Genomic DNA, 13,441 nt, shown 5'->3' with positions numbered 1-13,441 from the left:
GTGTCCTTTCCGAAGCGGGGCTTCTATTATATAGACGATTTGGAGGGACGATTTGTTACACTAAAGCAGAAAAAGTTCAAAAATTTTTTGCAGCCCTTGACCTTTCACCAGGTGGAAGGTATATGGTGGAACAACAGGAGGGTGAATTCTTAATGCATTTTTAAGTTGACTTTGCCTCCGCGTGCGATACAATAAGTTTGAGCCTCAAAACAAACAGGCCCGATTGAGAAAGGAAGAGAGACTTATGTGGAAAAAACGTTTGGGCGCCCTGGCGCTGAGCGCGGCATTGGCGCTGAGCCTGGCCGTCCCCGCCCTGGCCGCGGAGGATACGGCCCCGGCGGAGACCGCCCCCCTGACCCGGGAGGAGTCCGCCGCCCAGGCAGCGGCCTATGCCGCCCAGTACGGCGGGGCCAGCGCCATCTCCTACGCCGTGTGGGAGGATGGGGAGATCACCCTCTCAGGCCACGCGGGGGTCTACTCCAAGACTGAGAACCGCGCCATTCTGGACGACGACCTCTACGGCGTCGGCTCCGTCAGCAAAATTTACACCACCGTTGCCGTCATGCAGCTGGTGGAGGACGGAAAGATCAATCTGGACAGTCCCGTCACCAAGTACCTGCCCGACTTCAAGATGGCCGACGAGCGGTACAAGGACATCACTGTGCGAATGCTCCTCAACCACTCCTCCGGACTGATGGGTACCTCCAACCAGAACTTCATGCTCTTCGCGGACGACGACCGCTCCGCCGCTGAGGACCTGCTGGAGCGGCTGTCCACCCAGCGCCTGAAGGCCGACCCCGGCGCGTTCAGCGTCTACTGCAACGACGGCTTCACCCTGGCCGAGCTGGTGGTGGAGGCGGTCTCCGGAAAGAGCTTCCCCGCGTACCTGCGCACAGAGATTTTTGAGCCGGCGGGCCTTCAAAACACCTTTGCCCCCCAGGACGAGTTCGACGCCTCCCGTCTGGTGAGGATCTACCAGGGCGCGGATACCCGCGCTCTGCCCCAGGACTGCCTGGGCACGGTGGGCACCGGCGGCATCTATTCCAGCGCCTCCGACCTGGCCGCCTTCGGCGGCGCGCTGACCGGAAAGGGCCTGCTCTCCGAGAAGTCCCTCAAGGCCATGGCCGCCCCCGAGTACAAAAACGGCGTCTGGGCCGAGGACGACGAGGACCAAGTCACCTACGGACTGGGCTGGGACGCCGTGAAGTACTACCCCTTTGCCTGGAGCGATATCCAGGCCCTGGCCAAGGGCGGCGACACCCTCTACTACCACGCCGGGCTGGTGGTCATACCCGAGTACAACATGGCTGCGGCGGTCCTCTCCTCCGGCGGCGTCTCCACCTATAACGAGATGGCCGCGTCCCGGATGCTCATCGACGCCCTGGCCGAGAAGGGCGTGAGCGTGGACGAGACCCTCCCCGCCCTCCCCGCCGCCGAGAGCGCCGACATGCCCGCCGAGCTGGCGGATTACTCCGGGTACTACGGCTCCAACGCCCAGCAGATGAAAGTTGACGTCACCGCCGACGGCGTCCTCACCATCCACTCCCTGACCTATCCAAGCACCCCCGCCCAGACCTTCGCCTACTTCAGTGACGGCTCCTTCCGGGACGCCGCTGGCGCTGCCATGATGAAATTTGTGGAAGAGACCAACGGCGTGACCTACCTCTACCAGAAGGCCTGCGCCAGCCTGCCGGGGCTGGGGCTCATGCCTGTGTCCAACTATGCGGCTCAGAAGATGCCTGAGAATTCCGTCAGCGCTGAGGCGCAGGCGTCCTGGGACAGAATGGGGACGATGGGCGTGGTTTTGCTGAGCGAGAAGTACACCTCCCAGCTCTGGCCCGCCCTCTTCAGCTCCAACGGCATGACCGAGATGCCCAAGATGGTCCCCGGCTATTACCTCGCCCTGCGCATCGTGGACGGGGCCAATGCCCGCGGCGAGCTCCAGGTGCCCAACGGCGGCGGCCGGGACAGCCAGGACATGACCATCTATGAAAAGGACGGCGTGACTTACATCGCCACCCCCAGTCAGCTTCTTATGGACGCCGCCCAGGTGAAGCCCGTCTTCGCCGGCGAGGGGGCCTACTCCACCATCCAGGCGGACGGCTATGCCCGCTGGTATGAGGTGGGGGCCGCCGCCGGTATGACCATGTCCGTCACCCTGCCCGAAGAGGCCGGGTTCTACGTCTATCACGCCGACGGCAGCGTGGCCGCCTCCTCCGTCATGTACGGAGACGCCTCGGTCGCCCTCCCCGAGGGGGGCTACATCGTCTTCATCGGCGACCCCGGCGCCCGGTTCCACCTGTCCTTCACCCGCCCCGCGGCGTAACGGCATAACGTTCAGACCACCCCCGGCGGTATCCTCCGCCGGGGGTGGTCTGCGTTCGGCGGAGCCGCTGACATGATACCCCGTAAAAGATCCGTCCACCAGGAACCTTTTCCCACCTGCGCCGTCTAAAGAACAAAACAAGGGAGGGGAACGGTATGGCCCGGACACGGCTTTTCATCTACTCCGCCGCCCATTTCGCGGTGGACTTCTCCTGTGCGCTCCTCCTCCTGGGGCGCATCCGTCCCGGCCCGGGGGACGCGCTGCTGTGCCTGCTCCTCTATAATTTCTGCGCCTTCGCCCTCCAGATGCCCGTGGGCCTGCTGGCCGACCGGCTGGACAAAAACCACGCCGTCGCCGCCCTGGGCTGCGGCGCCTGCGCCCTGGCCTGGCTGATTCCCGGCCTCGGCGGCGCGGTCTGTGCCGGGGTGGGCAACGCCCTCTTCCATGTGGGCGGTGGGCTGGATACCTTAAACCGCAGCGCCTCCCGCTGCGGCGCGCTGGGTATTTTCGTCTCTCCCGGGGCGCTTGGCATCTTCCTGGGGGGCCTGCTGGCGGGCGGCGGCGCGGCGACGTCCGCACTGGCTGCGGGGGGCGTCCTCCTGGCGGGCGGGCTCATCTTCCGCCTTTGCAGGGCATCGGGAAACGCCCCGGTCTCCCTGGCGCTCTCCGGCCGTTCCGCCGCGCCCGCCGCCCTTATATGCCTGGCGCTGGTGGTGGTTCTGCGCTCCTACCTGGGGCTCGCGGCCCAGTTCCCCTGGAAGGCCGGCTACGCCGTCCCCCTTGTGGCCGCCCTGGTGCTGGGCAAGGCCCTGGGCGGCCTGCTGGCCGACCGCTTCGGCCTGCGCCGGACGGCGGCGGTTTCCCTGGGGACGGCGGCGCTCCTGTTCCTCCTGGCCGACGTGCCCGCCGCCGGAATCGCGGGGGTCTTTCTCTTCAACATGACCATGCCACTCACCCTCTGGGGGGCGGCCGGACTTCTGCCCGGAGCCAAGGGATTTGCCTTCGGCCTGCTCACCTTCGGGCTGTTTCTGGGCTTCCTGCCCGTCTTCCTGGGCATATCACTCCCCCTGGCGGGGAAATACCTCTACGCCCTGGGTGCGCTGGTCTCCCTGCCGCCGCTCCTCTTCGGCCTGGGGAGGGTGAAGCCGTGATTTCCATACTGGCAATCTCCCTGGCGCTCACCCTGGCGGTTGAGGTGCCGGTGGCCTTTTGCTGGGGGCTGCGGCGGCGGGATCTGCTGCTGTGCGTGCTGGTGAATCTGCTCACCAACCCCGCCGTGGTCCTTCTCCACACCCTGTTCCCGGCGGTCTGGCTCACCGCTGCGCTGGAGGCCGCCGCCGTCGGGGCGGAGGGCTTCTACTACAGCCGCTTCGGCGCGGACATCCGCAGGCCCTGGGCCCTGGCCCTGGCGGCCAATTTACTGTCCTACTCGGCCGGTGTTCTGCTGAATCTGCTTTTTTAGCGGCCAATCAGTATTGTAAGGAGGAAACCAAAATGAAAAAGACCCTTCGTCTGCTGTGCGCGCTCCTCTGCTGCGCCGCCCTGCTGGTTCCGGCGGCGACGGCCGACGTGATCTGGGAGCCTCAGGGGGACAGCTTCTACGAGTCCCACCGGGAGGAGTGCGAGTATCTCTTCCGCCGGTACACGGCCAACGGCCCGGACGGGTATCTGACGCTGTGGAAAGCCCCCGGCTCCACGGCCCAGGTGGTCAATCTGCCCAACGGCGAGGTCCTGGGCTGCACCTGGCTCTACACCGCCCCCGGCGGCGTACTCTGGGGCGGCGCGGAGTACGAAGGGGACTGGGGCTGGTTCAGGGTGAGCGAGACCGTGGTGGTGCCCGACTACCTCTCCTTCGAGGAGGCTCATGGGGATGAGTTCGTCCCCTACGACAGCGCCTACGACCACGCCTTCGACGGCCTGGAGACAGTGGTTTTGTGGACCTTCCCCGGCTCCGGCGAAATGGACTACGATGCGTGCCCGGCCAACTGGTTTACCAACAACGTCACCCCCGCGGAGGCTTTTCAGAAGTGCTATGTGGACGGCGCGGGCCTGTTCTGGGGCTTTACGGGCTATGTGATGGGCAGCCGCAACGTCTGGATCTGCCTCAGCGACCCCGCCAACACAGAGCTGGCTGCCGATGAGACGGTCCTGCCCGTCACGGGGCTGGTGCCCACGGCGGAGGAGATACCCGCGCCGGCGAACGTTATCCCCTGGGTGGCGGCGGCCCTGGTGGTACTGGTGGTGGCGGGCACCGCCGTTTTGATTCCGCTGGTGTGCCGGCGGAAAAAGCGGTGAAACCGGAGCTGGAAAAATAGGGACGGGGCGCGGCGTGAAAATAACACGCCGCGCTCCGCTTTTTGTAAAATAACTGAGAAAACCGTTCCAAAAGCGTGAAAATTGCGGTACAATGGGGAAAATGAGGCGAAAAGGGGGCCCCCGCCGTGAAGAAAGCCGCATCCGTCCTGCTGCTCCTGCTCTTTCTGGCGGGAACGACCCCGTTTGCCGCCGCATATACCGACCTGCCGAGCGGGCACTGGGCCTATGCCGACATGAGCCGGGCGGTGGAATGCAAACTGATGACCGGCCTGCCCGACGGCTCCATGCGGCCTGACGCGCCCCTCTCCTGGGGGGAGTGGCTCACACTGATGGGCCGGGCCTTCTACCCCGGCGCCCTCCAGACCTCCTCCGACGCCGAGCACTGGGCCGCAGGGGCCCTGCGGGGCGCGGAGGCGGTGGGCGTGGTGCAGCAGGGGGATTTCCTGAGCGTGACCGGGGGGAGCCTGGACCGCCCCGTCACCCGGCAGGAGACGGCCGTGCTGCTGGACCGCGTGCTGAGGAATGTAAAGGGGCTGAGCCTGACGAAGGTGGACGTCGATCTGGCGGAGATCTCCGATTTGGACGACATGCCGGAGACCTACCGGGGGCCGGTGCTCCAGTGCTACGCCCGTGGGATCGTGACGGGCAGGGAGGACGGCAGCTTCGGCGGCGGGGAGAGCCTGACCCGGGGCGCGGGGGCGGTGCTCCTCATGCGGGCCCTGGACCGGACGGAGACAGGGACCGGACAGACCGCGCCGGAGAATTCCGGGGCGTGGGGCCAGAGCGGCGAGCTGCCGCCGGTAAGCGTTCAGCCGGGGGACGGCCTGCGGGAGCTGGGAAGCAACGACGAGAAGCTGACGCGGCTCTTCGGCACCGCGCAGCAGAGCCGCTACGCCACGGAGGAGGAGGCCGGTGCCAATATGACGCAGGTCACCGTGCCGGTTTGGAAGCTCAGCCGGGAGACCGGGGAGAAGACGGGGAGCACGATTACCTTTACCGTGCACGCCGCGATTGCCGACGATATGACGGCGGTTTTTACGGAGATCTACAACGACCCGGAGCAGTTCCCCATCTACTCCGTTGAAGGGTACGCCTGGCGCGGGGCCTCCGCCACCGGGGAGCATAACTGCGGTACGGCCGTTGACATCAACGCAAATGAGAACTATCAGGTCTACCCCGACGGACGGGTGGGAGCCGGGAGCCACTGGACCCCCGGGGAGGACCCCTGGTCCATCCCCGAGGACGGCAGCGTGGTGCGGATTTTTCGTTCCTATGGGTACTCCTGGGGCGGGAACGCCTGGCCGACCAACAGGGACTACATGCATTTCTCCTATCTGGGGGTGTAGGGCGGCCGGCCTGTGGACCGCCCCGCCTCCCTTTACGGGGAAGGCAAAGAAAGGCAAAAGCGCGGCCCGCACGATCTCTCGTGCGGGCCGCGCTTTTGCGCTATATGACCCGGAGGGGCGGGCCGTCCAGACGGACCACCCGGTCGGCCAGAGAGAGGATATGCGCCTCATGGCTGGCCAGGAGGACGGGGACGCCCAGGGCGCGGATGCGCTTTAAGATCCGCTCGGCCCGGGGGGCGTCCACCCCGGCGAAGGGCTCGTCCAGCAAATAGAGCTCCCCGCCCAGGGCCAGGACCCGGGCCAGAGCCAGCCGCCGGCCCATGCCGCCTGAGAGGGCGGCGGGCCAGGAGTCCGCCTCGCCCTCCAGCTCCGCCAGCTCCAGCCAGCGGGAGACCTCGGTGCGCCGCTCCCTGGGGAGAACGTCGGAGATGTGCTCCCCCACGGTGCGCCAGGGGAGGAGCCGGTCCTCCTGAAAGAGGAAGGCGGTGCGGCCGGGGGCGACGCCCTCCACCACGCCGCCGCCCGCCTGAAGGCCGCCCAGCACCCGCAGCAGAGTGGTCTTGCCCGAGCCGGAGGGGGCGGAGAGGGCAGTGACGCCGCTGAGGGGGAGCGAGAGGGAAAAGCGGTCCAGTACGGTCTTCTCTCCGAAGCGGACGGTCAGATTCTCAACGGCAAGGGTCATCCGCGCCGCCCCCTCTCCATACGGTGAAAGAGCGCGCCGAAGACCCGGTCCAGCAGAAAGCTGAGCAGGAGGACCACCAGGGTCCAGGCGAAGAGGTCAGGGGTCTCCAGGTAGCGCTTGGAATTAAAAATCTGGGTTCCGATGGCGGTCTTGGGCAGGCACAGCACCTCGGCGGCGATCCCCGCCTTCCAGGCCAGGCCCAGGGCGGTGGAGCAGCCGCTGGCGAAGTAGGGCAGAACTGAGGGGACATAGACCAGCCGGACCGTCTTCCAGGCCGTAAAACGGTAGGCCCGGGCGGCCTCCAGCAGGAGGGGGTCGGTCTCGCCGACGCCCTTGCGCACATTGCCCCACACCACCGGGAGGACCATCAGGGCGGAGCAGACGGTGGGGACCCGGTTCGTGGCAACCCACAGGAGGAGCAGAATGATAAAGGAGGCCACGGGGGTGGCGCGGATGACCGCCACAGCGGGTGAGAGAAGCGCGTCCGCCCAGCGGAAGGCTGCGCAGAACACCGCCAGAACAGCCCCCAGGACCGCCCCGGCCAGGAAGCCGGCGAAGATGCGCTCCAGGGAGAGGAGGGCCGACTGCCAGAAGAAGGCGGTGCCCGCCAGCGTGCCCAGGGAGCGCAGGACGGCGGCGGGTCCGGGGAGAAAGAGCTCCTTGCCCCGGAGCACCGCGTCCAGCAGTGCGGCGGAGTCCCCCGCGGCCCAGGCGGAACGGATGGCGGCGCGGCCCACCCACATGGCCCCCAACTGCCATATCAGCAGCCAGAAGGCCATGGGGAGCAATACCCGCAGTAATTTATGCGGGGCGGGATTGCCCTTGGTATTCGGATGCTCAGGGGATGTAGTAGAAGGAGTCATCAGGGACGAAGCCTCCAATCGATTTCGGGTTCGCCTGCCAGAGCACGTCGAAATAGCCGTTGATGGTATCCCGGATGTCGGCCCCGGAGATGTACACCAGGTTGATCTGGGGAATGGCCGCCTTGGCGACCGCGGCGCTGGGGGTGATGCCGTACTGGGCCACCAGCTCGGCGGCGGCGTCCACGTTGTTCTTCACGTAGTCGATGGAGGCGGCGTACTCGGTGAGAAAATCGTCCACCACCTGGGGGTGCTCCCGGGCGAACTCCGTGCGGACCACCAGGCAGCTCATGGTGAGCTGGCTGTCGGAGTTGACGGCCTTCCACTCCGCTGTGAAGTCCAGGGCGAAGCGCACGTCGGGGTTTTTGATGGTCACGGCGGTGGCGGCGGGGACGGGCATCATGGCGAGGTCCACGTCCCCGGAGGCCAGAAGGGCGCTGAGCTCGTCGCTGTCCTTCCACTCGACGGTCACGTCGGCGCCGGGGGTGAGGCCGTTTTGCTCCAGCAGATAGTTGAGGACATACTCGGGATTGGCGCCTTGGGCGTTGGCGGGAGCATAGATGGTCTTGCCCGCCAGGTCGGCGAAGGAGTGGACGGTATCGCCGTTTTCCAGCATATAGAGCACGCCCAGGCCGCACAGCGCGATTATCTGCACGCCGCCCTCGGTCTTGTTGAACAGGGTGGCGGCCACGTTGGTGGGCAGGGCGGCAATATCGATGTCGCCGTTGATGAGCTTGCTGTTCACCTCGGTGGGGTCGGCGGCCAGGGTCACGGCATAGTCGTTGACGGTGGTCCCGGCCTCGTTATCGGCGAGGAGCTTCACGGCACTCATGCCGGTATTGCCCTTGAGGACGGCCAGATTGACCGCGGGGCGGTCGGCGGTATCGTCCGGTGTGGCGGAGGGCGTCGGCGTGGGGGTGGGAGTGGGGCTGGGGGAGACGCTCCCGGTCGGAGCGGGGTTTGCGGAGGCGCTGGGAGAGGGGGTGGGCGTCTTGGTGCAGCCTGCGATGGACAGTGTGAGAGCCAGCGCCAGGCCAAGGGCGAGAAGACGGGATTTTTTCATGGTGGTCAAGTCCTTCCTGAGTAGAATTTAAAATGGGACGGGGAACGCCCTCCTCCGGCGGGGGAAGGGCGGGAGGGGCGGGCTCTGCCCCGGCGCAGTCAGTGGGGGAGGCTGTCCAGCCCGGCACTGTCCAAAATTCGGACAGTGCGGCCATTTTTCTCGATGGCGCCGGCGGCGGCCAGGGAGTCCAGCGCCCGGTAGAGGGAGGCGCGGCTCACGTTGAGCCGCCCGGCCAGGCCGGTCACCGAGCAGTCCAGGACCACCGCGCCGTCCGCCTGCCGCTCCAGCAGATATTGGGCCAGTCTGCGCTCGGCGCTGCCCGCAATGAGACCCTCGATCTTCCGGTCGAGAAATCGGATGCGTCCGGAGAGATAGCGGATATAGTTCCGGGCCAGCCCGGGGTGGGCCTCCAGCAGACCGGCCACCTGCTCCTGGGGGAAGAAGAGGAGGCGGCAGGAGGCACGGGCTGTGAGGGTGGTGGCATAGTCCTCCCGGTCGTTGAAGAGGGCGGCCGCGCCGAAGAGATCCCCCGGGCCCAGGCTGCTCACCAGCAGCTCCCCCTTGCTCACCTGGACCCGGCCGGAGAGAAGGACCCCCAGGCTGTGCTGGAACTGGTGGGGGGCGTAGATGATCTGCCCCCGCCCGGCCACGGCGATTTGGCAGCGGGGATCCGCTGCTGCGGCGTCGGCCAGGGCCTCCGCCCCCTGAAAGAGAAACACACCCCGCAGCAGCGTCAGCTCCTCCGGGTTCAACTGGGCCATGGACATCCCTCCTTAAAAACTGTATCAAATGAGACAGATTGAGCTTAAACGCTTTTCCGATAAAAGTCAAGTTGTTTTATAGGAATATTTTGCCGCGCCACGGTGACGCGGCAGAACGTCCGCGCATAGAATGGGGCAAAGATTGGAGATGATGTTATGGCAAATTGTAGGCGTGCCTCCCGGCAGAGAGACCCTGCGGCTATGGCCGCCGCGATTCGGGAGGCCACCCTTGAAGTCCGCACCAGCATGGAGACCATGGAAGAGGACGTCCCCATGAGACGCTACATAAGCCCAAACGCCGTGCCGGGCACCGCCGGCTGCGGCATCTGCGCACCCTGCCAGGGGGAGGAGACCCAGTCCCTGCTGGAGCAGCTGGTGGAACTGTCCTGTGCGCAAAACCAGCTCCTGTGTGATCTGCTGGGGGCGGTCAACGCGCTGACGGCGGCGATGCTGTCCACGAGACAGCGGGATTAGCGGCGGGAAAAACGGGGGAGGGCAAAGTTGAAACGTGAAAAATGAGAAAGCGGAGGCGGGTTTCTGCAGGTAATAAGGAGGTTTGCGGGGGCCGGATAGGTCCGCCGGCAAGGCATCGGTGGAAGCCGGCCGCCCGGGACGCTTGACTTCCGTTTACCACGCGGCCCGCCCCGCTTTTGTATTTTTCACGTTTCCATTTTTTGCGGCGTGAATCCTCCTGCTTGCGGCTGCGCTGCGCAGAGGGGTTTCTTAAAATAAAGTGAAGAATGTAACTTTTGCTTGCGGACGGGCAATAAATGAAATATACTAGGGACCGTTGACATAATACAAAGGAAGACCGGAGGTGGACCCCTTGGCCGGGAAACGGAGCAGAAGAAAGAAAAAGAAGGCCAATGCCGGACGGCGGGCTATGAAATTATTTTACCGCACCCTTGTCATCATCTCGGCGGTTATCGTGACCACCTTTGTTGTCTGGAACCTCACCATCCGGCCGCCCGCGGTGGAGGCGCCGCCCATCCCCACTCAGGATGCGAAGCCCCCGGTGGACGACCCGGACACCCCGGACATCGACGAGAGCCAGACCACGCCGGCTGTCGGACAGACGCTGAACCGGAAGGACCGCTACTATACCTTCCTCCTGGCTGCCGGCGACCAGGTCAGCGGCAACGCGGACACAATTATGATAGCGTCCTACGACGTGCCCAACCAGAAGGTGAGCCTGGTCTCCATCCCACGGGACACCCTGGTGGACCGGACCCATGGGAAAAACCACTACTATAAAATCAACGGCGCCTACGCCTTCGGCGGGATAGACGAGCTGAAGGAGGCCGTCACCGAGATGCTGGGCATCCCCATCGATTTCTACGTCACCGTGGACCTGAAGGCCTTCGTGGAGGTGGTGGACGCAGTGGGGGGCGTGGACTTCTACGTGCCCATCGACATGAACTACGACGCGCCCGACCAGGATCTCCACATCCACTACAATCAAGGCCAGCACACCGGACTCACCGGCCAGCAGGTGCTGGAGATCGCCCGCTGCCGGAAGAACAGCGTCTGGTATGACGCGGTGAACTATGACGTTTACGATGCCTACGCCGGATCGGGCACCAACCGGGAGGAGACCCAGCGGGGCCTGATGGTGGCCATCGCCAAGAAGCTGCTCTCCTGGGGGAGTCTCACAAAGATTAACAGCTTCGTGGATATCCTTCAGCGCAACGTCAAAACCAATCTGAGCGGGACGGACATGGCCTACTTCGCCTCCCAGGCGGTGGCCTTCAAGATGGACACCGGCATGAGCACCGCCATCTTCCCCGGCGCGGGGGACGTGACCTACAAGGGAAACAAATGGTGCTGGGAGTACGACAGGGAGGCGTCCCTGGAGATTATCAACACCATGCTCAACCCCTATACCACCGACGTGACCCTGGATATGACCCATATGGTGCAGGCGAACTGAGCTTGGCGGCCTGTCGGAGGGACGCCGGTTTCGTCCGGCAGGGGCACTGTATGGCGGTGACTTTACCGATACGCCGAGCGTGCGCGGCATTTGGCCGCGCATGCTCGGCGTATCGGCGCCGGCGGAGACGGAAAAAACGCGGAAAAGCCTTGCATTTCCTGGGCCTGCGTGATATACTTCACATGATAGTAAAGGTAGTATGGTGAGAGTGGGGCTTCGCTCCGCTCTTTCTTATTGAAAAAATTGGCTGAGTAATTTTTTGGAAGCTGCTTTTGAAGGAGGGAACCCTATGGCGAAAGTCACCGAAGTGGCCCGCGCCCTGGCCGAACCCATCGCGGCCGAAAACGGCTGCACCATCTGGGATGTGGAGTATGTCCGCGAGGCGGGGACCTGGTTCCTGCGGGTCTTTATCGACCACGAGGGCGGCGTGGACATCAACCACTGCGAGGCGGTCTCCCGACCGCTGAGCGACAAGCTGGACGAGGTGGACCCAATCGAGGGCTCCTACACGCTGGAGGTCTCCTCCGCGGGCATCGACCGGGTCCTCAAAAAGCCTGAGCACTTCGCGCAGTTCATCGGAAGCGAGGTGGAGGTGAAGCTCTACCGTCCGGTGGAGGGGCGGAAGGACCACGTGGGCGTCCTCATGGCGTACGACGGCGGGAATGTGACCGTCGGGCTCGCCGGGACGGAGACCACATTTGAGAAGAAAGACGTGGCCCAGGTGCGGCTTTACGTCCGCTTTTAAGAGGGCGGGCGCGACAGGAAAGCGGCCCGATGCGGCATCGGGCCCTACGGACGCTGGCGGTGAATGCGCCGCGCCGTGACGATGTAAGGAGATACGTGACATGGCCAAGAGAAATGCAAAACCCCAGAAGACCAACGAGCTGGACGGCAAGGAGTTCTTTGCCGCCATTGACATGATCGAGAAGGAAAAGGGCATCCCCAAGAGCTACATGGTGGAAAAAATCACCCAGGCCCTGATCACCGCCTACAAGCGGGACCACGAGGGCGCGGGGGACAACATCACCGTGGACGCCAACGAGGAGCGGGGCGAGGTCCGCATGTTCGTCAAAAAGGACGTGGTGGAGACCGTCGACAACGAGTTCACGGAGATGAGCCTGGACGAGGCCCGGCTGAAGCTGCCCCACGCCGAGCTGGGCGACGTTATCCGCATTGAGGTCAAGACCCGGGACTTCGGCCGCATCGCCGCCCAGACCGCCCGGCAGGTCATCATTCAGGGTATGCGCGAGGCCGAGCGTGGCATGATATACGATGAGTTCTCCTCCAAGGAGCACGAGCTTCTCACCGGTGTGGTCACCCGCGTGGACCCCCGCTCCGGCGCAGTGAATCTCCGCATCGGCTCCGGCAACGAGGCAACTGAGGCCTTCCTGGCCGCGGGCGAGCAGGTCCGGGGCGAGTCCTACCGCGAGGGCGACCGCCTGAAGGTCTACGTGGTGGAGGTCCGCCGGTCCACCAAGGGGCCCCAGGTGCTCATCTCCCGGACCCATCCGGGCCTGGTAAAGCGGCTCTTTGAGCTGGAGGTGCCGGAGATCTACGACGGCACCGTGGAGGTCAAGTCCATCGCCCGGGAGGCGGGCAGCCGCACCAAGCTGGCCGTCTGGTCCGCAGATTCCAACGTGGACCCCATCGGCGCCTGCGTCGGTCCCCGGGGCCAGCGCGTGAACAACATTGTCGACGAGCTCAAGGGCGAGAAGGTGGACATCATCAAATTCTCCGAGGACCCCGCCGAGTACGTGGCCGCCGCCCTGTCCCCCGCCGACGTCATCAGCGTGGACACCCTGGACGACGGCAAGAGCTGCCGGGTGGTGGTGCCCGACGAACAGCTCTCCCTGGCCATCGGCAAGGAGGGCCAGAACGCCCGGCTGGCCGCGAAGCTGACCGGATTCAAGATTGACATCAAGCCCGCGTCCAACCCCGGCCCCGACGAGCCGAAGGAGGATGCGGTCGTGGCAGAGGACGCGGGCGCGGACGAGGAGTAAGCGGCGGACGGGCCCGACGGGGCCCCGCAGGGCGGGGCGGCGCGATAAGCGCCGTACAAGCGTTTTGGCCATGGTATGTTCCATCGAAGGGGATTCTTCGCCAGTGTGCGCACTGGCTCTGAATGACAGGAGACTTGGCGGGCCAAAACCTTGATGC

At 65.0% G+C, this 13,441-nt stretch carries 13 protein-coding genes; 9 read left to right on the top strand and 4 right to left on the bottom strand.

Features of this window, described 5'->3' with window-relative positions; translation table 11 throughout:
* Window positions 1-244: 244 nt before the first annotated feature.
* The 5 genes from H8S62_RS01800 to H8S62_RS01780 all read left to right on the top strand — a co-directional run bounded on the left by H8S62_RS01800 (window position 245) and on the right by H8S62_RS01780 (window position 5,988).
* A complete protein-coding gene (locus H8S62_RS01800) occupies window positions 245-2,326 on the top strand; it encodes a serine hydrolase domain-containing protein (RefSeq protein ID WP_186918289.1) in 2,082 nt (693 codons plus the stop codon).
* 155 nt (window positions 2,327-2,481) lie between these two features.
* The gene (locus H8S62_RS01795; RefSeq protein ID WP_186918288.1) at window positions 2,482-3,477 is read left to right on the top strand and encodes an MFS transporter; all 996 of its coding nucleotides are present in this window, start codon (window positions 2,482-2,484) and stop codon (window positions 3,475-3,477) included.
* Window positions 3,474-3,788, top strand: coding sequence for a hypothetical protein (locus H8S62_RS01790; protein WP_155147016.1), 315 nt, complete (start codon window positions 3,474-3,476; stop codon window positions 3,786-3,788). The genes H8S62_RS01795 and H8S62_RS01790 overlap by 4 nt, the downstream gene beginning before the upstream one ends.
* 32 nt (window positions 3,789-3,820) lie before the next feature.
* Window positions 3,821-4,621, top strand: a complete 801-nt coding sequence (locus tag H8S62_RS01785) for a hypothetical protein (protein ID WP_155147018.1) — start codon at window positions 3,821-3,823, stop codon at window positions 4,619-4,621.
* A gap of 146 nt (window positions 4,622-4,767) precedes the next feature.
* Window positions 4,768-5,988, top strand: coding sequence for an S-layer homology domain-containing protein (locus tag H8S62_RS01780; protein ID WP_155147020.1), 1,221 nt, complete (start codon window positions 4,768-4,770; stop codon window positions 5,986-5,988).
* Window positions 5,989-6,088: 100 nt separating this feature from the next.
* On the opposite strand, the gene H8S62_RS01775 is transcribed toward H8S62_RS01780, so the two are convergent.
* From H8S62_RS01775 to H8S62_RS01760, 4 genes are all read right to left on the bottom strand, one after another.
* On the bottom strand, window positions 6,089-6,670 hold the full coding sequence (locus H8S62_RS01775) for an ATP-binding cassette domain-containing protein (RefSeq protein ID WP_155147022.1): 582 nt from the start codon (window positions 6,668-6,670) through the stop codon (window positions 6,089-6,091).
* The gene (locus H8S62_RS01770; RefSeq protein ID WP_243142372.1) at window positions 6,667-7,449 is read right to left on the bottom strand and encodes an ABC transporter permease; all 783 of its coding nucleotides are present in this window, start codon (window positions 7,447-7,449) and stop codon (window positions 6,667-6,669) included. The genes H8S62_RS01775 and H8S62_RS01770 overlap by 4 nt, the downstream gene beginning before the upstream one ends.
* A 58-nt stretch (window positions 7,450-7,507) precedes the next feature.
* Window positions 7,508-8,593 (bottom strand): ABC transporter substrate-binding protein, encoded by a 1,086-nt coding sequence (locus H8S62_RS01765; RefSeq protein ID WP_186918287.1) that lies wholly within the window; start codon window positions 8,591-8,593, stop codon window positions 7,508-7,510.
* Between the two features lie 98 nt (window positions 8,594-8,691).
* Window positions 8,692-9,354, bottom strand: a complete 663-nt coding sequence (locus H8S62_RS01760; protein WP_155147026.1) for a Crp/Fnr family transcriptional regulator — start codon at window positions 9,352-9,354, stop codon at window positions 8,692-8,694.
* 156 nt (window positions 9,355-9,510) lie between these two features.
* Here H8S62_RS01760 and H8S62_RS01755 point away from each other — a divergent pair, with 156 nt between their 5' ends.
* From H8S62_RS01755 to nusA, 4 genes are all read left to right on the top strand, one after another.
* Window positions 9,511-9,828, top strand: coding sequence for a hypothetical protein (locus H8S62_RS01755; RefSeq protein WP_155147028.1), 318 nt, complete (start codon window positions 9,511-9,513; stop codon window positions 9,826-9,828).
* Window positions 9,829-10,237: 409 nt separating this feature from the next.
* Window positions 10,238-11,284 (top strand): LCP family protein, encoded by a 1,047-nt coding sequence (locus tag H8S62_RS01750; RefSeq protein ID WP_186918286.1) that lies wholly within the window; start codon window positions 10,238-10,240, stop codon window positions 11,282-11,284.
* A 289-nt stretch (window positions 11,285-11,573) separates the two neighbouring features.
* Window positions 11,574-12,029, top strand: a complete 456-nt coding sequence (locus tag H8S62_RS01745; RefSeq protein ID WP_155147032.1) for a ribosome maturation factor RimP — start codon at window positions 11,574-11,576, stop codon at window positions 12,027-12,029.
* 100 nt (window positions 12,030-12,129) lie between these two features.
* On the top strand, window positions 12,130-13,284 hold the full coding sequence (nusA, locus tag H8S62_RS01740; protein ID WP_186918285.1) for a transcription termination factor NusA: 1,155 nt from the start codon (window positions 12,130-12,132) through the stop codon (window positions 13,282-13,284).
* The last annotated feature ends 157 nt before the right edge of the window (window positions 13,285-13,441 follow it).

Source organism: Lawsonibacter faecis (assembly GCF_014287675.1).
GTDB lineage: Bacteria > Bacillota > Clostridia > Oscillospirales > Oscillospiraceae > Pseudoflavonifractor > Pseudoflavonifractor faecis.
The sequence above is the reverse complement of the archived record's forward strand: the minus strand, read 5'-3'. Positions and strand labels throughout refer to the sequence as shown.

Bases quoted from the DNA above. Each gene is read 5' to 3' on its own strand.
- H8S62_RS01795 (WP_186918288.1), top strand. From the start codon at position 2,482: ATGGCCCGGACACGGCTTTTCATCTACTCCGCCGCCCATTTCGCGGTG.
- H8S62_RS01770 (WP_243142372.1), bottom strand. From the start codon at position 7,449: ATGGCCTTCTGGCTGCTGATATGGCAGTTGGGGGCCATGTGGGTGGGC.
- H8S62_RS01755 (WP_155147028.1), top strand. From the start codon at position 9,511: ATGGCAAATTGTAGGCGTGCCTCCCGGCAGAGAGACCCTGCGGCTATG.
- H8S62_RS01760 (WP_155147026.1), bottom strand. From the start codon at position 9,354: ATGGCCCAGTTGAACCCGGAGGAGCTGACGCTGCTGCGGGGTGTGTTT.
- nusA (WP_186918285.1), top strand. From the start codon at position 12,130: ATGGCCAAGAGAAATGCAAAACCCCAGAAGACCAACGAGCTGGACGGC.
- H8S62_RS01800 (WP_186918289.1), top strand. From the start codon at position 245: ATGTGGAAAAAACGTTTGGGCGCCCTGGCGCTGAGCGCGGCATTGGCG.
- H8S62_RS01775 (WP_155147022.1), bottom strand. From the start codon at position 6,670: ATGACCCTTGCCGTTGAGAATCTGACCGTCCGCTTCGGAGAGAAGACC.
- H8S62_RS01745 (WP_155147032.1), top strand. From the start codon at position 11,574: ATGGCGAAAGTCACCGAAGTGGCCCGCGCCCTGGCCGAACCCATCGCG.
- H8S62_RS01765 (WP_186918287.1), bottom strand. From the start codon at position 8,593: ATGAAAAAATCCCGTCTTCTCGCCCTTGGCCTGGCGCTGGCTCTCACA.
- H8S62_RS01785 (WP_155147018.1), top strand. From the start codon at position 3,821: ATGAAAAAGACCCTTCGTCTGCTGTGCGCGCTCCTCTGCTGCGCCGCC.
- H8S62_RS01750 (WP_186918286.1), top strand. From the start codon at position 10,238: ATGAAATTATTTTACCGCACCCTTGTCATCATCTCGGCGGTTATCGTG.